The sequence below is a fragment of the Streptomyces sp. NPDC102406 genome, from assembly GCF_044765725.1.
Classification (GTDB): domain Bacteria; phylum Actinomycetota; class Actinomycetes; order Streptomycetales; family Streptomycetaceae; genus Streptomyces.
The window spans coordinates 130,172-152,118 of sequence record NZ_JBIWKP010000013.1 but is presented as its reverse complement, the minus strand read 5'-3'; the positions used below and the strand labels follow the sequence as shown (position 1 = coordinate 152,118).

The following is a 21,947-nucleotide window of genomic DNA, read 5'->3' as shown; positions in this document are numbered from 1 at the left end:
ACTACCCCGTCATCCTCGGCGGCGCCGCCCTCACCCGCGCCTACGTCGAACAAGACCTCCACGAGATCTACGAGGGCGAGGTCCGCTACGCCCGTAACGCGTTCGAGGGACTGCGCCTGATGGACGCCCTCATCGCGGTCAAACGCGGTGTCCCCGGCGCCACCCTGCCCGAACTCAAACAGCGCCGCGTACCGAAGCGGGACCTCGTCCTGGAGGAACCGCGGGACCTCGGCCGCTCGGACGTCGTCACCGACAACCCGGTCCCCACCCCGCCCTTCTGGGGCAGCCGCGTCGTCAAGGGCATCCCGCTCAAGGAGTACGCCTCCTGGCTCGACGAGAACGCCCTCTTCAAGGGGCAGTGGGGTCTCAAGGGCGACACCATCGAGAGCGAGGGCCGGTCCCGGCTGCGGATGTGGCTGGACCGGCTGCGCACCGAGAACCTGCTGGAGGCCGCCGTCGTCCACGGCTACTTCCCGTGCGTGTCCAAGGGCGACGACCTGATCATCCTCGACGACACCGGTCACGAGCGGACCCGGTTCACCTTCCCGCGCCAGCACCGCGGCCGGCGGCTGTGCCTGGCCGACTTCTTCCGCCCCGAGGAGTCGGGCGAGACGGACGTCGTCGGCCTCCAGGTCGTCACCGTCGGCTCGAAGGTCGGCGAGGCCACCGCCGAACTCTTCGCCGCCGACTCCTACCGCGACTACCTCGAACTCCACGGCCTGTCCTGCCAGTTGGCCGAGGCCCTTGCCGAGTACTGGCACGCCCGCGTGCGCGCCGAACTCTCCGTCGCGGACAGCGACCCGGCCGCGATGGAGGGCATGTTCCGCACCGAGTACCAGGGCTGCCGCTACTCCCTCGGCTATCCGGCCTGCCCGGACCTGGAGGACCGCGCCAAGATCGCCGACCTGTTGCGGCCCGAACGGATCGGCGTCCACCTCTCCGAGGAGTTCCAGCTCCACCCCGAGCAGTCCACCGACGCCATCGTCGTCCACCACCCCGAGGCGAGCTACTTCAACGCGGGCCGGGCGGGAGGCGGACGGTGAGACCTACCTTCTCCTTCGAGTTCTTCCCGCCGAAGACCGCCAAGGGCGAGCAGACCCTGTGGCGGGCCCTGCGCCGGATCGAACCGCTCGCCCCCGACTTCGTCTCCGTCACCTACGGCGCGGGCGGCTCCTCGCGCGAGCGCACGGTCCAGGTCACCCAGCGCATCGTCACCGAGACGACCCTGCGGCCGGTGGCACACCTGACGGCCGTCGACCACTCCGTGGCCGAACTGCGCCACATCATCGGCCAGTACGCGGACGTCGGCGTACGGGACGTCCTCGTCCTGCGCGGCGACCCGCCCGGCGACCCCAGGGGCCCCTGGGTGCCGCACCCGGACGGTTTCCGTCACGCCTACCAGCTCGTCGAACTCGTGCGCTCGCTCGGCGAGTTCAGGATCGGCGTGGCGGCCTTCCCCGAGATGCACCCGCGCTCGCCGGACTGGGACACCGACATCCGCCACTTCGTGGCCAAGTGCCGCGCCGGAGCGGACTACGCGGTCACCCAGATGTTCTTCCACGTGGAGGACTATCTGCGGCTGCGGGACCGGGTGGCGGCCGCCGGCTGCGCCACGCCGATCATCCCGGAGATCATGCCGGCCACGGACGCCCGCCAGATCAGCCGGTTCGCCGAGCTGTCCGGCGCCGCGTTCCCCGAGGACCTCGCGCACCGCCTGGAGACGGCCAGGGACCGCCCCCAGGACGCGTACGAGATCGGCGTCGCCCACGCCACGGCGATGGCCGAACGCCTGCTCGCCGAGGGAGCCCCCGGCCTGCACTACATCACGCTCAACAAGTCCACGGCGACCCTGGACATCCACCGTGCCGTACTGAACAGCTCAAGGAGCCTCCATGTCCGCTGAGTTCACCGACTTCAAGGTCGCCGACCTCTCCCTCGCCGAGTTCGGGCGCAAGGAGATCACCCTCGCCGAGCACGAGATGCCCGGTCTGATGGCGATTCGCAGGGAGTACGCCGAGGCGCAGCCGCTGGCCGGCGCCCGCGTCACCGGTTCCCTGCACATGACGGTCCAGACGGCCGTCCTCATCGAGACCCTCGTCGCGCTCGGCGCCGAGGTCCGCTGGGTCTCCTGCAACATCTACTCGACGCAGGACCACGCGGCCGCCGCCGTCGCCGCCGCCGGAATCCCGGTCTTCGCCTGGAAGGGCGAGACGCTGGAGGAGTACTGGTGGTGCACCGAGCAGGCGCTGACCTGGCCCGGGCACACCGGCCCGAACATGATCCTGGACGACGGCGGTGACGCCACCCTCCTCGTCCACCTCGGCGTCGAACGCCAGAAGACCGGCGCGCTGCCGGAGGCGTCCGGCGAGGAGATGACGGCCGTACGCGCCCTGCTGGAGCGCAGCACGCTCGACTGGACCGCCATCGCCTCGGAGATTCGCGGCGTGACGGAGGAGACCACGACGGGTGTGCACCGTCTGTACGAGATGCAGCGTGAGGGCTCCCTCCTGTTCCCCGCGATCAATGTGAACGACGCGGTGACGAAGTCGAAGTTCGACAACAAGTACGGCTGCCGGCACTCCCTGATCGACGGCATCAACCGGGCCACCGACGTCCTGATCGGTGGCAAGACCGCTCTGGTCTGCGGCTACGGCGACGTGGGCAAGGGCTGCGCGGAGTCGCTGCGCGGCCAGGGCGCCCGGGTGATCGTGACCGAGGTCGACCCGATCTGCGCGCTCCAGGCGGCGATGGACGGCTTCCAGGTCACGACGCTGGACGAGGTCGTCGAGCAGGTCGACATCTTCGTCACGACGACCGGCAACAAGGACATCATCATGGCGTCCGACATGGCCCGGATGAAGCACCAGGCGATCGTGGGGAACATCGGTCACTTCGACAACGAGATCGACATGGCGGGTCTGGCGAAGATTCCTGGCATCGTCAAGGACGAGGTGAAGCCGCAGGTCCACACGTGGACGTTCCCCGACGGCAAGGTCATCATCGTGCTGTCGGAGGGGCGTCTGCTGAACCTGGGCAACGCGACCGGTCACCCGTCGTTCGTGATGTCCAACTCGTTCGCGGACCAGACGCTGGCCCAGATCGAGCTGTTCACCAAGCAGTCCGAGTACCCGACCGATGTGTATGTGCTGCCCAAGCACCTGGACGAGAAGGTCGCGCGGCTGCACCTGGACGCGCTGGGCGTGAAGCTGACCACGCTCCGCCCCGAGCAGGCCGCCTACATCGGCGTCGAGGTCGACGGCCCGTACAAGCCCGACCACTACCGCTACTGATCGGCGGGGGGACCAGGTGCATGACATCACAGCGAACCGGTTCGCCGTGCGCACGGCAGGCATGGAAGCCTCGGAGATCCGGGCGCTGTTCGCGGTCGCCAGCAGGCCCGAGGTCGTCTCGCTCGCGGGCGGCATGCCGAATCTGGCCGCCCTGCCGCTGGGCGCGCTCTCCGAGCAGGTGGCGCGGCTCGTCGCACAGGACGGTCTGACGGCACTGCAATACGCGTCGGCGCACGGACTGCCGCCGCTGCGCGAGCGGATCTGTGACGTCATGGCGCTGGAGGGCATCGCCGCGCGGCCGGAGGACGTCGTGGTGACGGTCGGGTCGCAGATGGGGATCGATCTGCTGACCCGGCTGCTGTGCGACCCGGGTGATGTGGTGCTGGCCGAAGGCCCCTCGTACGTGGGGGCGTTGGGCTCGTTCGCGGCGTACCAGGCGCAGGTCGTGCACGTGCCGATGGACGCGCACGGTCTGGTGCCGGACGAGCTGCGGGTGGCGCTGGTGCGGGCCAGGACAGCCGGGCAGCGGGTGAAGCTGCTGTACACGATCCCGAACTTCCACAACCCGGCGGGCGTGACGCTCGCGGCGGGGCGGCGGGCCGAGATCCTGGAGATCTGCCGCGCCCACGACGTGCTGGTGGTGGAGGACAACCCGTACGGGCTGCTCGGCTTCGACGGCGCCGCCCCCGCGGCGCTGCGGTCGACGGACCCGGACAACGTGGTGTACCTGGGCTCGTTCTCGAAGACGTTCGCCTCCGGTCTGCGGGTCGGCTGGGTGCTCGCGCCGGACGAGGTGCGGGACAGACTCGTGCTGGCGATGGAGTCGGCGACCCTGTGCCCGCCCACGCTGAACCAGATGATCGTGGAGCGGTACCTGGCCGGGCACGACTGGCAGGGGCAGATCGCGGTGTTCCGGGACCTCTACCGTGAGCGGCGCGATGTGATGCTGGACGCGCTGGAGCGTTTCCTGCCGCCGGGCTGCACCTGGACCGTGCCGGACGGCGGGTTCTACGTATGGGTGACCGTGCCCGAGGGCGTGGACACCCGCGCGATGCTGCCGCGCGCGGTCGCGGCGCGGGTGGCGTACGCCTCGGGCAGCGGTTTCTACGCCGACAAGTCGGGGGGCCGGCAGATGCGGCTCTCCTACTGCTACCCGACGCCGGAGCGGATCCATGAGGGGGTGCGGCGGCTGGCCGGTGTTCTGGAGGCCGAGCTGGAGCCCGGCTTCTCCACCGGCTCTTGAGCGGCGGCCGAGCGCGGGCCGGGAGCATCGGGGGCCGGGGGGCACCTCCCGGTGTCCAGCAGGCTCCGCGCCCCGCTCCCCGCTCCCCCGCGGCCCTGAGCCCGCACGGAGCCCGACGCCCCGACCCCGCCGGAGAGTGCTCCGCCGGGGTCGGCGGCCTTTCGCCCACGAAGGGACTTCCGACCGTGAACAGCACGTGGTTCCGACGCTTCACCCCTGCCGGCAGCGGGCCCCGGCTCTTCTGCTTCCCTCACGCGGGAGGCTCCGCGACCGCGTACATGCAGCTCGCGCGCACCCTGCCGACCGCCTTCGACGTGGTGGCCCTCCAGTACCCGGGGCGCCAGGACCGCTACCGCGAGGAGCCGTTCACCGACCTGAACACCCTTGTCGAGACCGTCGCCGACAAGGTGGCCCGCGAAGTGGCCGCCGACCCCGGGCGGCCCTATGCCCTGTTCGGGCACAGCATGGGCGCGCTCGTCGCCTTCGAGACGGCCAGGCTGCTGGCCGCCCGCGACGAACTCCCCCGGCCCCAGCGGCTGTTCCTGTCGGGCCGGGGCGCGCCGGACGGCCGGGACAGCGCCTTCGGACGGTTCGACGACGCCGCCGTGCTCGCCGATGTGCGCCGCCTCGGCGGCACCGAGCAGGCGATGCTCGACGATCCGGAGGTCCTGGAGGTCGTCCTGCCGGCGCTGCGGGCCGACTACCGCATCCTCGGCACGTTCACCTGGCGCGGCGGCGAACCGCTCGATGTGCCGGTGACCGCCCTGACCGGCGACAGCGACCCGATGACGACGGTCGACGACATGTGGACCTGGCGGGCGCACACCAGCCGCGACTTCGGCCTGAAGGTCTTCCCCGGCGGCCACTTCTACCTCTTCGACCAGCTCGGTCCGGTCGCCGGTGCCGTCACCGAGGGGCTGGCGGCGTACACCGCCGCCGCCTGAAAGAACGGCGAAGGGCCCGGGCGACATCGGTCGCCCGGGCTCTTTCGCACACCTGTCAGGGGTACGCGTAGAAGCCCCGGCCGGACTTCTTGCCCAGAAGACCGCTCTCCACCATGCGCAGCAGGAGCGGCGGCGGCGCGTAGAGCGGCTCCTTGAACTCCTCGTACATGGCCCGCGCGATGGACACGGTCGTGTCCAGGCCGATCAGGTCGGCCAGGCGCAGCGGTCCCATCGGGTGCGAGCAGCCCTGGGTCATGCCCTGGTCGATGACGTCCGCCGTGGCCAGGCCGGACTCGACCATGCGGACGGCGGACAGGAGGTAGGGGAAGAGGAGCGCGTTGACGAGGAAGCCGGCGCGGTCCGGTGAGGTGATCGGCTGCTTGCCGAGGACGTCGCGGACGAAGGTCAGGGCCCGCTCGCTCACCGCCTCGTCCGTCAGCACCGAGGGGACCACCTCGACGAGCGGCAACGCCGGCACCGGGTTGAAGAAGTGCAGCCCGAGCACGTGCTCCGGGCGGCGGGTCGCGGCGGAGAGGCGGGCGACGGGGATCGAGGAGGTGTTGGTCGCGAGGATGGCGTGCGGGTCCTCCACGATCTTGTCGAGGGTGGCGAAGAGGTCGAGCTTGAGCGGCTCGTCCTCCGTGATCGCCTCGATCACGAGCCGGCGGTCGGCGAGGTCGGCGAGATCGCGGGTGTAGGAGACCCGGGCGAGGGCCGCGTCGCGCTCGTCGGCGGTCAGCTTGCCCTTGGCGACGCCCCGGTCGAGGGAGGCGGCCAGGCGCCGCGGGCCCGCGTCGAGGGAGGCGTCGGAGAAGACCGCGACGATCACGTCGAGGCCGGACTTCGCGCACAGTTCGGCGATGCCGGTGCCCATGATGCCGCTGCCCGCGACACCCACCCTCTCGATGGTGTCGCTGCCGGTCGTCGTCGTGGTCATGGGGTCCCCCAGGTCAGTAGTGATGCTCCGATCGACATGCCGCCGCCGAAGCCGGCGAGCAGCACGAGGTCGCCCGGTGCCAGGGCGCCGGTGCGGTTCGCCTCGTCGAGCGCGAGGGGTACCGAGGCGCTGCCGACGTTCCCGTACCGGACCAGGGTGCGATGGGTGCGCGCGGCGGTGAGGCCCGCGCGGTCGACGACGTCCGTCAGCATCACGCCGTTGGCCTGGTGCGGTACGAAGTGGTCGACGGCGCCGATGTCGACACCGGCCCGCGCGGCCAGGGCGCGCAGCGCGGGCGGCACGTGCTCGGCCACGAAGTCCCGTACGCCGCGGCCGTCCATCTTGAAGTAGTGGCCTCCCCCGGCGACGGTCTCCGCGGACGCCGGGGTGCGGCTGCCGCCCGCCTCGACGCGGATCAGGTGGTGGGCGTCGCCCCGGCTGGCTAGGTCGGTGGCGATGATCCCGTACGGCTCGGGGACCGCTCCGACGATCGCGGCCCCGGCTCCGTCGGCGAACAGGACGGCCGTCCTGCGGTCGGTGAAGTCGAGGATGCGCGAGTACGTGTCCGCGCCGATCACCAGCGCGCGGGTGCCGGGGCGCGCGCTCACCAGGGCGTGGGCCACGGAGAGGGCGTAGACGAAGCCGCTGCACACGACGTTGATGTCGAGGCAGGCGGCACCGTAGGCGCCCAGGCCGTGCTGGACGAGGTACGAGGTCGGCGGTTGCGGGAAGTCGCCGGTGGAGGTGGAGAGGATGATGTAGTCGATCTGCTGCGGGCTCAGGCGGGCCTGGGCGAGGGCTCTCTCGGCCGCCCGGATCGCCAGGTCCGACGTCGCCTCGTGGTCGGCGGCGTAGCGCCGCGACCGTATCTGCGTCTTGCGTTCGATCCAGTCCGCGGTGACGCCGACGCGTGCGGCGACCTCCTCGTTGCTCACCTCGTGCTTGGGCACGTAGGAGCCGGTGGACAGGATGCCTATGCCGGTGGCGGTCATGACAGGGCGCCTTGCGCGGGGCGGGGCGTCGCGCCCAGGCCGCGCAGCGGGTTGAGCCGGGCGGCCCCGATCCTCTCCCGCAGGGCGGGGTCGGTGACGCCGAGTCCTTCCTCGGGGGCGAGGCACAGCACGCCCACCTTGCCGATGTGCCGGTTGAGCTGGACGAGGCGCGCCGCCTCGCCCACCTCGTCGAGCGGGAAGACGTCGGAGAGCACGGGGGCCAGGTGGCCGAGGCGGAACAGGCGGTTGCACTCGGCCTGTTCCTGGAGGTTCGCGGCGTGGCTGCCGATGACCTTCTTGAGGTTCATCCACAGGTAGCGGTTGTCGAAGTGGTGGTCGTAGCCGGTGCTCGATCCGCAGGTGACGACCGTGCCGCCCTTGCGGACGACGAACACGGAGATCCCGAACGTGGCGCGGCCGACGTAGTCGAAGACGACGTGCGGGTCCTCGCCGACCTGGCGGCGGATCTCCCGGCCGAGGCGCTTGCCCAGCTCGATGGTGCGTTCCGGGCCGGGCGCGCTGTCGTCGCCGAGGCCGATCTCGCTGCGGTCGATGACGACGTCGCAGCCGAGCCGGCGCAGCGCCGCGGCCTTGTGCTCGGAGCCGACGACGCCGACGGGGATGCCGCCCGCGTTCTTCACCATCTGCACCGCGTAGGCGCCGAGTCCGCCGGTGGCGCCCCAGACGAGCACGATGTCGCCCTGTTTGATGCGGGCGCCGTTGTCGCTGACGAGCATCCGGTAGGAGGTGGCCGCGGTGAGCAGGACGCTCGCGGACTCCTCCCAGGTCAGGTGGGGCGGTTTGGGCAGGAGCTGGCTGGCGCGGACCACCGCGTAGTGGGCGAGCCCGCCGAAGTTGGTCTCGTAGCCCCAGATGCGCTGTCCTGTGCCGAGCATGGCGTCGGCGTGGGTGGCCGGTTCCTGGTCGTCGACCTGGACGCAACTGGCCACCACGTGGTCGCCGGGCTTCCAGTGGCGTACGCCGGACCCGGCGCGCACGACGACGCCGGAGGCGTCCGATCCGACGATCTGGTACGGCAGGTCGTGCCGGGCGGCCCAACCGCCCTGCCGCGCATGGCGCTTGAGGAAGCCGAAGGTGGGCACCGGTTCGAACGTCGCCGACCAGACGGTGTTGTAGTTGATGGAGCTCGCCATGACGGCGACGACCACCTCGTCCGGGGCGAGCTCCGGCATCGGGACGGATCCGACGTGCAGCGACTTGCGCACGTCGGGATCGCTCACCCCGTCGAACATGCCGATGTCGGCGGCCAGCAGATGCGCGGCCCGGTACTGCGTGGGAAGCGCGTATCGCCCGATGTCGTCCGGGGCGGCCCCGGACAGCAGGGCTTCTGTCAAAGAATCCATGATTCCCTTCTCCTCCCCCGCTGATCGGGGCACTCGGTGGTCACAGGACTGCGCCGTCCCTGGTCCGCCTGCGCAGACTGGGCCTGCGGGCCTGCCCGAGGTCCTTCCACATGTCCGAGAGGCCGGTGACGGTACGGGCCGCGAACAGGCGGCGGATGGAGACTTCCTGCTTGAGTTCGGAGCGGATCAGGCCGACGAGACGGATCGCCCGCAGCGAGTTGCCGCCCAGGTCGAAGAAGTCGTCGTCGATGCCGACCCGGTCGAGTTCGAGGACCTCGGCGAAGGCCTTGGCCAGGATGCGTTCGGTGTCGTTGCGCGGGGCCCGGTAGGTGTCCTCGCCGGAGGCGGGCTCGGGCAGCGCCGCGAGGTCCACCCGGCCGCCCGGCGTCACCGGCAGCCCGTCGAGGACGGTGAACACCGACGGCACCATCGACTCGGGCAGCCGGCCCGCGACGAACGGGCGCAGCTCGTCGGCCGTGACGGTCCGGCCCGCGGCCAACGCGACGTAGGCGACCAGGCGCTGCTGGCCCGAGCCGTCGGCCGCGGCGAGGACGACGGATCCGGCGACGTGGTCGTGGTCGGCCAGCACCTCCTCGACCTCGGCCGGTTCGACGCGTACGCCGCGCACGTCGGCCTGGGCGGCGGCCCGGCCCACGTACTCGAGGCGGTCGTCGCTGCCCCAGCGCGCGCGGTCCCCGGTCCGGTACATGACCGTCCCGGCCGGTCCGAACGGGCAGGCCACGAAGTGCTCGGCGGTCGCCGCGGCCCGTCCGGTGTAGCCGCGCGCCAGGCCGGGCCCGGCCACGTACAGCTCGCCGGTCACGCCGGCGGGCACCGGGGCGAGGCCGGGGCCGAGGACGTGGAGGGAGGTGTGGTCCAGGGGGCGGCCGACCGTGCCCGCGGGGCCCGCCGGTTCCCCGGCGGCCAGGCGGTGGGACGCGGCGAACACGGTCGACTCGGTCGGGCCGTGGCCGTGGACGACGGTCAGGCCGGGGCATGCCTCGCGGACCCGGCGCAGCGCGGCGGCGGGCACCCGGTCGCCGCCGGTGACGACCTCCCGCAGCCCGGCCAGTGCCTCGGGGCGTTCGGCGGCGAGCGCCGAGAACGCGCCCGCGGGCAGCCACAGCGTGGTGATGCCGTGGGCGGCGCGGGCGGCGGTCAGGGCGTCGGCGTCGAGGTGGTCGCCTGCGGCGACGACCACGCGGCCACCGGCGAGCAGGGGCGCCCACAGTTCGAGGGCGAGCGCGTCGGAGGTGTGCGGGGTGTGCCACAGCACCGTGCTGTCCTCGGCGCCGCGCCACCGCCGGTCCTGGGTGAAGCGCTCCAGGTTCCGGTGGGTGAGGGCCACGGCCCCGTCGGTGCCGGAGGTCGCGGAGTCGGGGAGGACGGCCAGCAGGTTGTCCGGGTGGAGGACGGCCGGGGTGGCCGGGGCGTCAGCGGGGACCTCGGACAGGAGTGCGTCGACGGTGGTCATGGGGGCGCCCGCACCCGCGCCGAGGCGTTCGGCCGTCGCCGCGTCGGTGAGCAGCAGGCGCGCGGCGGCGCCGGTGATCCGCGCGGTGACCTGGTCGGCCGGGGCCGCCGGGTCGACGGGCAGGTAGGCGCCGCCCGCCTTCACCACACCGAGGAGGGCCGCGGCGAGTTCCGCCGAGCGCGGCAGCGCCACGGCGACGACCGTCTCGGGCGCCACGCCCTGTCCGCGCAGCGCCCGGGCCAGCCGGTCGGAGCGTGCGGCCAGGTCGCCGTAGGACACCTCGCCCTCCGCGTCGACCAGGGCGACGGCGTCGGGGGTGCGCTCGGCCCGGCGGGTGAACAGTTCGGGGAGCGTCAGGCCGGGCAGCGGCTCCCGCGTGCCGTGCGCCGCCGCGAGCACCCGGTCGCGGTGCTCGCCGCCGAGCACGTCCAGGGAGCCGACCGGCTTGTCGCCCGCGGCGAGGACGGCCCGGATGTGGGCGATCAACTCCTCGCCGATGAAACGGAGTTCGGCGCGGTCGTAGAGGCGGGCCGGGGCGTCGAGCCGGACGAACAGGTCGCTGTCGGGGCCGCCGTCGGTGTAGACGCCGATGGACAGTTCCTCGAAGGTCCCCGTGGTCGCGCCGCAGTAGCGGGCGGGGCTGTCGCCGAAGGACAGCCGCTCGACGAACTCGACGACGTTGACGACGGCGCCGTAACTGCCCCGGTCGCTCAGGGGCGTTCCGGCGGCGCGCTGGATGTCGGAGTAGTGGCAGGAGGTGTGGTCGAAGATCTCGTACGTGTCGTCGACGAGCGCGTCGGCGATGTCCGCGAAGGAGGTGTTCAGGCCGACCTTGGCGTGCACCGGGACCACGTTGACGGCGAGGCCCGGGGTGCGGCTGGCCACGCCGATCCGGTTGCCCACCGCCAGCGAGAGCAGGAACTCGGGGCGCTCGCAGCGGTGCCTCAGGTACACGGCCGTGGCGGCGGTGACCAGTTGCGACATCCACAGGCCCAGGTCCTGCGCGGTCTGTGTCCAGGTGTCGGCCTCGGCGCGGGGCACGGTCAGCGTGCGGGAGACCATGCCGATGGTCCCGGCCACCTCGGACCACCGGTCGGCGCTGCTGAGCGGCTCGGACAGGGCGGCGCGCCGCTCGTCGGAGAGGACCACGCGCGGGATCTGTGCGGGCGCGGGCGCGTCCTTGAGGTAGTCGCGCCAGAAGGCGGAGTCCTCGGTGAACTTCTCGGAGCCGAGGTAGTCGGTGGCCTCGGCGGCGAACGACGCGGTGTCCCAGGGGTGTTCGAGCTCGGGCACCGGCTCGCCGCGCACCAGGGCCGTGTACACGTCGGCGAGGCGGCGGGAGAGCAGGCCGCCCGCCCCGAACCCGTCGGATATCAGGTGGTGGTAGGCGATCACCAGCAGGTGGCGGGTGGCCGACAGCGTGACCACGCCGAGGCGGAACAGCAGGTCCTGGCCGAGGTCGAAGGGCCGGCGCACCAGCTCCGCGAGGGCGTCGCGGGCGGCCTGCTCGGGATCGGCCTCGGCGCTGAGGTCCAGGGTGAAGGGGCGCCAGTCGCCCAGTTCCCTGGGGACCAGGCGCAGCCCCTCCCCCTCGTCGCGGAAGGTGACGCGCAGCACCTCCGCCTCGCCCATGACGTGCAGGAACGCGGACTCGATGGCTTCCTGGTCCAGGTCACCGTCCACGTCCCACATGGTCAGGGCGTGGTTCGGAGTGTCAGGAGCCATTTCCTGCGCCCGCCACATGCCCTTGTGCGCAGAGGACGCACCGAATGAACGCACACAGATCAACCCCTAGACAAAAAGGCCCGGAAACCGGAGGAATTCGCAGATCACCCCCATGGTCGGGAGAGCGGGCCGGGCGTACAAGACAGTTCGGAACCCGGCGGGACACCGGGCCGTGACGGCTTGCGGTGTCCCGCCGGCGGGACAGGTGCCCGGGCGTGCCGTGCGCGGCCTACGCGGACAGCAGGGTCGTGAGGTATCCGGCGATGCGGCGCGGCGACGGGTGGCGCAGCACCAGGTTCGGCCGCAGCTTCTGCCCGGTCGAGGTGGACAGGCGCTTGCTGAGCTCCACCGAGAGCAGCGAGTCGAAGCCGAGCTCCTTGAACTCGCGGTCGGCGTCGACCGAGCCGCCGGAGGCGTGCCCGAGCACCACGGCGACCTTCTGGAGGACGTGGTCGAGCACGAGTTCCTTCGCCTCGTCGCCGCCGAGCGCGGCGACCCGTTCGGCCAAGGGGAGTTCGGCGTCGTCGGGCGCGGGCGGCTCGGCGACCGCCACCTGAGCGGTGGCCACGGTGTGCGCGGAGCTGAGCCAGTAGCGCTGCCGCTGGAACGCGTACGTCGGCAGGTCCACGCGGCGGCGCGGGCCGAACAGGGCGGCCCAGTCCACGGCGCCGCCGCGCGTGTGCAGCGTGGCCAGCGACGTCAGCACGGACTCCACCTCGCCTCTGCCGCGCCTCGACGACGACAGGACCAGCGCGTCGTCGGCGCCGCCCGCGTCGACGGCCTCGGCGGCGTCCTCGAGGATCTCCTGCACCGGCACCGTCAGCACGGGGTGCGGGCTCACCTCGACGAAGACCCGGAACCCGGCCTCGGCCAACTGCCGGGCGGAGGGCTCGAAGAGGACCTTCTCGCGCAGGTTCTCGTACCAGTAACCGGCGTCGAGGCGCGCGGTGTCGATGACCTCGCCGTACAGGGTCGAGTAGAACGGCACCGTCGACGTCGCGGGACGCACCTCGGACAGGGCGTCGACCACGCGGTCCCTGACCCGCGCCACATGGTGGGAGTGCGAGGCGTAGTCGACCTTGATCCGGCGGGCCTGGACGCCCTCGGCGTTCATCTTCTCCACGAACTCGTCGAGCGCCTCCGGTTCACCGGAGACCACGACCGAGGACGGGCCGTTGACGACGGCGACGCTCACCTGGTCGCCCCAGGGCGCCAGGTGCCGCTCCACCTCGTCCGCGGAGGCGCCCACCGACGCCATCCCGCCGTGTCCGATCAGGTCCACCAGGGCCTTGCTGCGCAGCGCCACGACCCTGGTGGCGTCGCGCAGGGACAGCGCGCCGCTCACGTACGCCGCCGCGATCTCGCCCTGGCTGTGGCCGATCACCGCGGACGGCTCGATGCCCCAGGACCGCCACAGGGCCGCCGTGGACACCATCACCGCGAACAGCGCCGGCTGCACCACGTCGACCCGGTCGAGGCCCGGGGCGTCGTCCGCGCCGCGGATGACGTCGAGCAGCGACCAGTCGACCCACTCGGACAGCGCCTCGGCGCAGGCGTCGACGCTTCGCGCGAAGACCGGGAACGCCTCGTACAGCTCGCGTCCCATCCCGGCCCACTGGGAGCCCTGGCCGGGGAAGACGAAGGCGACGCCGCCGAGCTTGCCCGCGCTGCCGCGGACGACCGCGGGGGACTCGGTGCCCTCGCTCAACGCGCCGAGGACGGCGAGGAGTTCGTCGCGGTCGCGGCCGAGGACCACGGCCCGGTGGGTGAACCGGGAGCGGTTCGACACCAGCGACCAGCCCGCGTCGGCGAGGTCCAGGGACGGATCGGCGGCGACGAACTCGCGCAGTTTCGCGGCCTGTTGCCGCAGGGCCTGCTCGCTCTTGGCGGACAGCGCCCAGGGCAGAAGACCACCGGGTACGGCGGCGGTGACCTCGGCGGGCACCTCCTCGGGCTCCGCCTCCTCCAGGACGACGTGCGCGTTGGTGCCGCTGACGCCGAACGAGGAGACGCCCGCCCGGCGCGGGCCGCCGGCGCGATCCCACTCCCGGCCCTCGGCGAGGACCTCGACGGCGCCGGACTCCCAGTCGACGTGCGACGTCGGCGCCTTCACGTGCAGGGTCTTGGGCAGGTAGCCGTTGCGCAGCGCCATCACGGCCTTGATGACGCCGCCGACCCCGGCCGCCGCCTGGGCGTGCCCCATGTTCGACTTCAGGGAGCCGAGCCACAGCGGCCTGCCCTCGGGGCGGCCCTGCCCGTAGGTGGCGAGCAGGGCGCCCGCCTCGATCGGGTCGCCCAGCTTGGTGCCGGTGCCGTGCGCCTCGACCAGGTCCACGTCGGCGGGGTCCACGCCCGCGTTGGCCAGGGCCGCGCGGATGACCTTCTCCTGGGCGCGGCCGTTGGGGGCGGTCAGGCCGTTGCTGGCGCCGTCCTGGTTGACCGCGCTGCCTCGTACGACGGCGAGGACGGGGTGGCCGTTGCGGCGGGCGTCGGAGAGCCGTTCGAGGAGGAGGACGCCCGCGCCCTCCGCCCAGCCGGTGCCGTCGGCGCCGTCGGCGAACGCCTTGCAGCGGCCGTCGGCGGACAGGGCGCGCTGCCGGGAGAACTCGACGAACATCGCGGGCGTCGCCATGACCAGCGCGCCGCCCGCCAGCGCGAGCGAGCACTCGCCCGAGCGCAGCGACTGCATCGCCATGTGCAGCGACACCAGCGACGACGAGCACGCCGTGTCCAGGGAGATCGCGGGCCCGGTGAGGCCCAGTTCGTACGCCACACGGCCCGAGGCCACACTGAGGGCGCTGCCGTACAGCAGGTAGCCCTCCAGGTCCTTCTGGCCGCCCTCCAGGAAGCGCCACCCGTACTCGGAGGAGCTGACGCCCGTGAAGACGCCGACGTCGCTTCCCCGTACGTCGGCGGGGACGATGCCCGCCCGCTCGAACGCCTCCCACGACGTCTCCAGGAGCAGCCGGTGGTGCGGGTCGACGGCCAGCGCCTCGCGCGGGCTGATGTTGAAGAACCCGGCGTCGAACCCGGCCACGTCCGTCAGGAACCCGCCCTGGCGGGTGTACGCCTTGCCGGTGGCGTCGGGGTCGGCGTCGTACACGTCGCGCCAGCCGCGGTCGTCGGGGAAGTCGCCCACGAGGTCGCGGCCCTCGCGGACCACCTCCCACAGCTCCTCCGGCGAGGCCACGCCTCCCGGGTAGCGGCAGGCCATGGACACCACCGCGATCGGCTCGCCGCGGCCCGCCTTCAGCGCGTCGTTCTCCCGGCGGAGCCGGTCGCGCTCCTCAAGGAGCGTGCGCAAGGCCCGCTGGACCCGGTCCGCGCCGTCCGCCGTGCGATCGGTCGAGTCGGTCATGCCGTTCACCTCTTCTCGTCCAGGGCCAGGTCGATCAGTGAATCCAGGTCGAGGTCCGACAGCGCGTCGGCCGGTTCGCCGGGTTCGGGGTCCCCGGCCGTCCCGGCCAGGGCGAGGACCGGTTCGAGCAGGCCCGCGGCGCGCAGGTCCTCGATCGGTACGGTGCGCAGCACCTCGCGGACGCGCGCCTCCTCGGTCTCGTCCGTCACGGGTGCGGCGTCTTCCTCGTCGCTCTCGGGGCGCAGCAGGCCGTAGAGGTGCTCGCCCAGTTCGCGCGGGGTCGGGTAGCTGAAGACGAGGGTGGACGGCAGGCGCAGTCCGGTCTCGGCCGCCAGCAGGTTGCAGAGTTCGACCGCGGTCAGCGAGTCGAAGCCGAGCTGGGTGAAGGCCTGGTCGGCGTCGACGCCCGCGCCCGAGCTGTGTCCGAGGACGACGGCGGCCTGCTCGCGGATCCGGTCCAGGAGCGCCTCGCGCGCCTGCGGCGCGGGCAGGGTGGCCAGCCGGTCCACGAGCCCCGCCGGGCCGGCGGAGGCGGTGGCGGCGGTCGCGGCGCGGCGGGGGCGGGCCGCCTCGACGAGGTCGCGAAGGAGCGGCGGCACGTCGTCGGCGGGCCTGCCGCGCAGCGCGGCGAGGTCGATGCGGGCGGGTACGAGGACGGGCCTGCTCTCGGCGCACGCGGCGTCGAACAGGGCCAGTGCCTCGTCGGTCGGCATCGCGGCGATGCCCGCGCGGCGCAGCCGGGACAGGTCGGCGCGGTGCAGTTCGCCGGTCATGCCGCTGCTCTCCTCCCACCAGCCCCAGCACAGGGAGGTGGCGGGCAGGCCCTCGGACCTGCGCCGGGCGGCGAGGCCGTCGAGGAAGGTGTTGGCGGCGGCGTAGTTGGCCTGTCCCGCGTTGCCGATCTGTCCGGCGAAGGCGGAGAACTCGACGAACGCCGACAGGGGCCGTTCGCGGGTCAGTTCGTGCAGGTGGTGGGCGCCGCCCGCCTTGGCGTCGAGGACGTGGTCGACGCTCTTCGCGGTCAGCGACTCCACGGTGCCGTCGGCGAGGGCGCCCGCGGCGTGCACGACGGCGGTCAGCGGGTGGCTGCCCGGCAGGTCGGCGAGGAGCGCGGCCACGGCGTCGCGGTCCGCCACGTCGCAGGCCACGGCCCGTACCCGGGCGCCCGCCGCCTCCAGTTCGGCGACGAGCTCGGCCACGCCGTCGGCGGCCGGTCCGCTGCGGCTGGCCAGCACCAGGCTGCGTACGCCGTGCCCGGTCACGAGGTGGCGGGCGACGAGGGAGCCCACTCCCCCGGTGCCGCCCGTGACGAGCACGGTGCCGCCGCCGAAGCCGCCGCCCACCTCCAGGACCAGCTTGCCGATGTGGCGTCCCTGGCTCATCTCGCGGAAGGTGCGGCGGGCGTCGCGGATGCCGGTCAGGGAGATCGGGCCCCGCTGTATCCGGCCGTCCGCGAACAGCTCCATGACGGCGCGGAACATCTCCTGGAGGGCGTCGGGGCCCGCTTCCCAGAGGTCGAACGCCTCGTAGCGGACGCCGGGGTGGTCGGCGGCCACCGTCTCCGGCTCGCGGATGTCCGTCTTGCCCATCTCGGCGAAGTGCCCGCCACGGGGAAGCAGGGTCAGCGAGGCGTCGACGAACTCGTGCGCGAGGGAGTTGAGGACGACGTCCACGCCCCGGCCGTCGGTGGCGCGCAGGAACTTGTCCGCGAACTCCAGGTCGCGGGAGGACGCCAGGTGGTCGTCGTCGATGCCCAGGGCGCGCAGCGCGGGCCACTTGGCCTCGCTGGCGGTGGCGTAGATCTCGGCGCCGACGTGGCGGGCCAGTTGCACGGCGGCCATGCCGACGCCGCCCGCCGCCGCGTGGATGAGGACCCGCTGCCCCTTCTCGAGCCGGGCCACGCGCAGCAGCCCGTGGTAGGCGGTGAGGAACGTGCACGGCACGGAGGCCGCCTCGGCGAAGCTCCAGCCGTCGGGCACGGGCACGAGCATGCGGTGGTCGGCGACGGCGGTGCGGCCGAAGGCGCCGGTGAAGATGCCGGTGACGCGGTCGCCGGGGGCGAGGTCGGTGACGTCGTCGGCGACGTCGAGGACGATCCCGGCGCCCTCGCTGCCGAGCCCGGCGTCGATGGCGGTCCTGCCGACGAGGCCGAGGGCGATGGTGATGTCCCGGAAGTTGAGCCCGGCGGCCTGGACGGCGATGCGGACCTGGCCGCTCTCCAGGGGCGCGTCGACCTCGGGGCACGGCACCCAGGTCAGGTTCTCGACGGTGCCCCGGTCCGTGATGCCGAGGCGGTGCGGGCCTGCGGGCGGCTCCGGGAGCCGGTGCTCGTCGGGCGTGGCGGCGGCGAGCCGCGGCACGAGCAACGCGCCCTCGCGCAGGGCGAGTTGGGGCTCGTCGCTGCCGAGCGCGTCGGCGATCCGCGCCCAGGAGGCGTCGGCGTCGTCGAGGTCCACGAGCCGGAACCTGGCGGGGTGCTCGCTCTGCGCCGAGCGGACCAGACCCCACACGGAGGCGCCGGGCAACGACTCGACGCGCTCCCCCGCGCCCGCGCCGACGGCCAGGCGGGTGACCACCGCCAGGGTGGACCCGGCCAGGCGGTCGTCGGCGAGGAACTGCTGGAGCAGGTCCAGGACGTGCTTGTCGGCATCGCGGGTGGCGGCGAGCGGGGAGGACGCCGCGCTCTCGGTGACGATGTCGTCCAGGCACAGGGCGATGTGCGCGGGCGGCTGCTGTCCGGCGAGGAGGGCGTCGAGGGAGGTGTGCGCGGTGGTGTCGCCGCCCTGCGCCGCGCACACCTGGCCGGCCTGGCCGTGCGGGGTGCCGATGACGGCCCACGGCACGCGCCCGGCCTGGGGCGCCGTCTCCTTCAGGGGACGCCACCGCACCTCGTACAGCGGCTGTCGTCCGCTGCCGCGTGCGGAGCGCACCTGCTGCGCACTGGCCGGGCGGAAGGCCAGCGCGCCGATTTCGGCGACGGGGCGGCCGTGCTCGTCGGCGACGGTCAGCGCGACCGTCTCCTCGCCCGCCGAGGTGAGGCGGACCCGTACGGTCGGGGCGCCGGGCCCGTCCGTCCGCACGCCGGACCAGGAGAACGGCATCACGCTCCGCTCGCCGCTCACCTCCACGAGACCACCGGCGATCGAGGCGTGCAGGACGGTGTCGAGGAGGGCGGGGTGCAGCGCGAACTCCTCGGCGGCGACGCCGTCGGCGGTGTCCGGCAGGGTGGCCAGGGCGAACAGCTCGTCGCCCCGGCGCCACACCTCGCGCAGGCCGCGGAAGCCGGGGCCGTAGTCGAAGCCCGCGTCGGCGAACGTGTCGTAGAGGGAGCCGATGTCGACCGCTCGGGCGCCGGCGGGCGGCCAGGAGGCCAGGGCGCGCGCGGCGTCGGCGTGTTCGGGTGCCGGTGCCGCGGCGGGCAGCACCGTGCCCATCGCGTGCCGGGTCCAGCCGTCCGCCCGCTGCTCCTCGTCGGCGGGGCGCGAGTACACGTCCAGGGTGCGGCGTCCGTCGTCGTCCGCCGCGCCGACGACGACGCGGATCCGTACGTCGCCGGAGTCCGGCAGGATCAGCGGCACTTCCAGGGTCAGTTGTTCCACCGCGCCGCATCCGACGTGGGCTGCGGCCGACAGCGCGAGGTCCAGGTGGGCGGTGGCCGGGACGACGACGGCGCCGAAGGCGGCGTGGTCGGCGAGCCAGCCGTGGGTGGCGAGCGACCAGGAGGCGGTGAAGACCGTCTCGTCGGTGCCGGGGAGGTCCACGACGGCGCCGAGCAGCGGGTGCCCGGGGGCGGTCAGCCCGGCGGAGGCGACGTCGGCCGTCCGCATGTCGGCCAGGAAGTCCAGCCAGTAGCGCTGGTGCTGGAAGGCGTAGGTCGGCAGGTCGACCCGGCGGCGGGTGCCGAACAGGGCGGCCCAGTCGACGCCCGCGCCGTGGACGTGCAGCCCGGCGAGGGCGGCGAGCAGGGCCTGCGGGCCGGGGCGGCCCTTGCGCGACGCCGACACGATGACCGCGTCGTGCACGCCCTGCCCGGCGAACGACTCCTTGGTGATGCTCGCGAGCGTCGCGCCCGGACCGACCTCGACGAAGACACCCGCCCCTGCGGCACGGGCACACTCCACGGCCTCGTGGAAGCGCACGGGCTCGCGCACGTGGTCCACCCAGTACCGGGCGGAGGTCAGCTCCCGCGCGGTGGCCTCGCGGCCGAGGCGGGTCGAGACGATCGGGATCGTCATCGCGCCGTCCGTGGGCAGTTCGCCGAGCGCGTCGGTGAACGCGTCCAGGACCGGGTCCATGAGCGGCGAGTGGAAGGCGTGGTCGACCGGGAGGAGTTTCGCCTGCACGCCGTCGGCGGTGAACCGGTCGCGGATCGCGTGGACCTGCTCGCGCAGGCCCGACACCACCACCGACTCGGGGCCGTTGACGGCGGCGACACCGACCCGGTCGTACGCGCCGAGCACCGCCTCCACCCGGTCCTGCGAGGCGCGCACGGCCAGCATGGCGCCGCGCTCGGTGACCGCCTGCATCGTGCGGCCGCGCGCGGCGACCAGCCGGACCGCGGTGTCCAGGTCGAGGACGCCGGTGACGTGGGCCGCGGCGATCTCGCCGACCGAGTGGCCGATGAGGCGGTCGGGGCGCGGGACGTACTGGGTGATCAGCCGGTAGAGGCCGACCTGGAGGGCGAACAGCGCCGCCTGCGCCATGTCGGTGCGCTCGCGCCGGGTGGCCTCGTCGATCCGGTCGGTGTCGCCCTCCCCGGCGAGGAGCAGCGGTTTGAGGGCGAACGGCAGATGGGCGTCGAACCGTGCGCAGGTCTCGTCGAGGCTCCGCGCGAACACCGGGTACGTGTCGTACAACTCCCGTGCCACGTCCGTCCACTGCGTGCCCTGGCCCGGGAACATGAAGACGGTGGAGCCGGGTTCGCCGGCGGTGCCGTGCACGACCGCGGGGGACTCCTCGCCCTCGCTCAGGGCGGTCAGCGCGGTCAGCAGCTCGTCGCGGTCCCGGCCGACGACGACGGCGCGGTGCTCGAACGGGGTCCGGCTCGACAGCAGCGACCAGCCCAGGTCGGTGAGGTCCTGGCCGGTGTCGGCGGCGGCGAAGTCGCGCAGCTTTCGGGCCTGCGCCTCAAGGGCCCGGCGCGAGCGCGCCGACAGCACCCACGGCACCGCGTCACCGCCGCGGTACGGAAGCTCCTCCTGCCCGGAGGTCTGGTCCTCCTCCGCGGGCGGCTCCTCCAGGATCACGTGGGCGTTGGTGCCGCTGACCCCGAAGGCGGAGACGCCCGCGCGGCGCGGCCGGTCCTCGGGGGTGGTCCAGTCGCGGGCCTCGGTCAGCAGCTCGACGGCCCCGGCCTCCCAGTCGACGTGCGAGGACGGGCGGTCCACGTGCAGCGTCCTGGGCAGGACGCCGTGGCGCATCGCCATGACCATCTTGATGATGCCGCCGACCCCCGCCGCGGCCTGCGCGTGCCCCAGGTTCGACTTCAGGGAGCCGAGCCACAGCGGGTCACGGCCCTCCCGCTCCTGGCCGTAGGTGGCCAGCAGGGCGCCCGCCTCGATGGGGTCGCCGAGCTTGGTGCCGGTGCCGTGTGCCTCCACCGCGTCCACGTCGCCCGCCTGGAGATGGGCGTCGGCGAGCGCGGCGCGGATGACGCGCTGCTGGGCGGGGCCGCTCGGTGCGGTCAGTCCGTTGGACGCGCCGTCCTGGTTGATGGCGCTGCCCCGGATCACCGCCCACACCTGGTGGCCATTGCGCCGGGCGTCCGACAGCCGCTCCAGGACGAGGACGCCCACGCCCTCGGAGAAGCCGGTGCCGTCCGCCGCGTCGGCGAACGCCCTGCACCGGCCGTCCTCCGACAGGCCGCGCAAGGTGGTCATCTCGCGGAACACCTGCGGCGTCCCCATGACGGTGACGCCGCCGGCCAGCGCGAGACCGCATTCGCCCTGCCGCAGCGACCGCACCGCCTGATGGACCGTCACCAGCGAGGAGGAGCACGCCGTGTCCGTCGACACGGCCGGGCCCTGGAGGCCCAGCGCGTACGCCACCCGCCCGGACGCCACGCTCAGCAGCGAACCCGTCTGCGCGTAGCCCGTGATGGCCTCGGGAGTGGCGAAGAAGTTCCCGTACCCGAAGTAGGCGATGCCCGCGAAGACGCCGGTGTCGCTGCCCTGGAGGCTCTGCGGGTCGATGCCCGCGCGCTCAAGGGCCTCCCACGACGTCTCCAGGAGCAGCCGGTGCTGCGGGTCGGCGGAGAGCGCCTCGCGCGGGCTGAGCCCGAAGAACTCGGCGTCGAAGTCGCCCGCGTCGTACAGGAACCCGCCCGCGCGGGCGGCGGAGCTGCCGGGCCCGGGGCCCTTCGGGGCGTGCAGGTCCTCCAGGTCCCAGCCCCGGTCGTCGGGGAAGTCGGAGACGACGTCCGCGCCGTCCCGCACCACCTCCCACAGGTGCTCGGGGGAGCTGACCCCGCCCGGGTAGCGGCAGGCGACGCCGACGATCGCGATCGGCTCGGCGGCGGCGTCGGTCAGCTCCTGGAGGCGCTTGCGCGTCTCCAGCAGCTCGATCGACGTCCGCTTCAGGTAGTCGAGGACCTCGGCATTGTTGTCGTGTGTCATGGCTCT

Annotated in this window: 11 protein-coding genes; 5 read left to right on the top strand and 6 right to left on the bottom strand. The window is 73.2% G+C overall.

The window, feature by feature from the left end:
• The 5 genes from ACIRF8_RS33765 to ACIRF8_RS33745 all read left to right on the top strand — a co-directional run.
• Positions 1-1,043 (top strand): vitamin B12 dependent-methionine synthase activation domain-containing protein (locus ACIRF8_RS33765; RefSeq protein ID WP_404221296.1); only part of this gene is annotated, 1,043 nt, incomplete at its 5' end.
• Positions 1,040-1,903, top strand: a complete 864-nt coding sequence (metF, locus tag ACIRF8_RS33760; protein WP_404221294.1) for a methylenetetrahydrofolate reductase [NAD(P)H] — start codon at positions 1,040-1,042, stop codon at positions 1,901-1,903. The genes ACIRF8_RS33765 and metF, both read left to right, overlap by 4 nt.
• A complete protein-coding gene (gene ahcY, locus ACIRF8_RS33755; protein WP_404221292.1) occupies positions 1,893-3,290 on the top strand; it encodes an adenosylhomocysteinase in 1,398 nt (465 codons plus the stop codon). Before metF ends, ahcY begins: the two co-directional genes overlap by 11 nt.
• Positions 3,291-3,351: 61 nt before the next feature.
• Complete coding sequence (locus tag ACIRF8_RS33750) at positions 3,352-4,533, top strand: PLP-dependent aminotransferase family protein (protein WP_404221302.1); 1,182 nt, start codon at positions 3,352-3,354, stop codon at positions 4,531-4,533.
• 185 nt (positions 4,534-4,718) lie between these two features.
• Positions 4,719-5,477 carry a thioesterase II family protein gene (locus ACIRF8_RS33745; RefSeq protein ID WP_404221290.1) on the top strand — a complete coding sequence of 253 codons (759 nt, stop codon included), beginning with the start codon at positions 4,719-4,721 and terminating at the stop codon, positions 5,475-5,477.
• A gap of 55 nt (positions 5,478-5,532) precedes the next feature.
• Here ACIRF8_RS33745 and ACIRF8_RS33740 read toward each other — a convergent pair whose 3' ends face one another.
• The 6 genes from ACIRF8_RS33740 to ACIRF8_RS33715 all read right to left on the bottom strand — a co-directional run bounded on the left by ACIRF8_RS33740 (position 5,533) and on the right by ACIRF8_RS33715 (position 21,941).
• Positions 5,533-6,414, bottom strand: coding sequence for a 3-hydroxybutyryl-CoA dehydrogenase (locus ACIRF8_RS33740; protein WP_404221288.1), 882 nt, complete (start codon positions 6,412-6,414; stop codon positions 5,533-5,535).
• Positions 6,411-7,406 (bottom strand): 3-oxoacyl-ACP synthase III family protein, encoded by a 996-nt coding sequence (locus tag ACIRF8_RS33735; protein ID WP_404221286.1) that lies wholly within the window; start codon positions 7,404-7,406, stop codon positions 6,411-6,413. The genes ACIRF8_RS33740 and ACIRF8_RS33735 overlap by 4 nt, the downstream gene beginning before the upstream one ends.
• Positions 7,403-8,770: a crotonyl-CoA carboxylase/reductase gene (gene ccrA, locus ACIRF8_RS33730; RefSeq protein ID WP_404221284.1), complete on the bottom strand. Its 1,368-nt coding sequence runs from the start codon at positions 8,768-8,770 to the stop codon at positions 7,403-7,405. The genes ACIRF8_RS33735 and ccrA overlap by 4 nt, the downstream gene beginning before the upstream one ends.
• A 40-nt stretch (positions 8,771-8,810) precedes the next feature.
• Positions 8,811-12,023, bottom strand: coding sequence for an AMP-binding protein (locus tag ACIRF8_RS33725; protein WP_404221282.1), 3,213 nt, complete (start codon positions 12,021-12,023; stop codon positions 8,811-8,813).
• A 175-nt stretch (positions 12,024-12,198) separates the two neighbouring features.
• Positions 12,199-15,327, bottom strand: coding sequence for a type I polyketide synthase (locus ACIRF8_RS33720; RefSeq protein ID WP_404221280.1), 3,129 nt, complete (start codon positions 15,325-15,327; stop codon positions 12,199-12,201).
• Positions 15,328-15,332: 5 nt separating this feature from the next.
• Complete coding sequence (locus ACIRF8_RS33715) at positions 15,333-21,941, bottom strand: type I polyketide synthase (protein WP_404221278.1); 6,609 nt, start codon at positions 21,939-21,941, stop codon at positions 15,333-15,335.
• Positions 21,942-21,947: the final 6 nt, after the last annotated feature.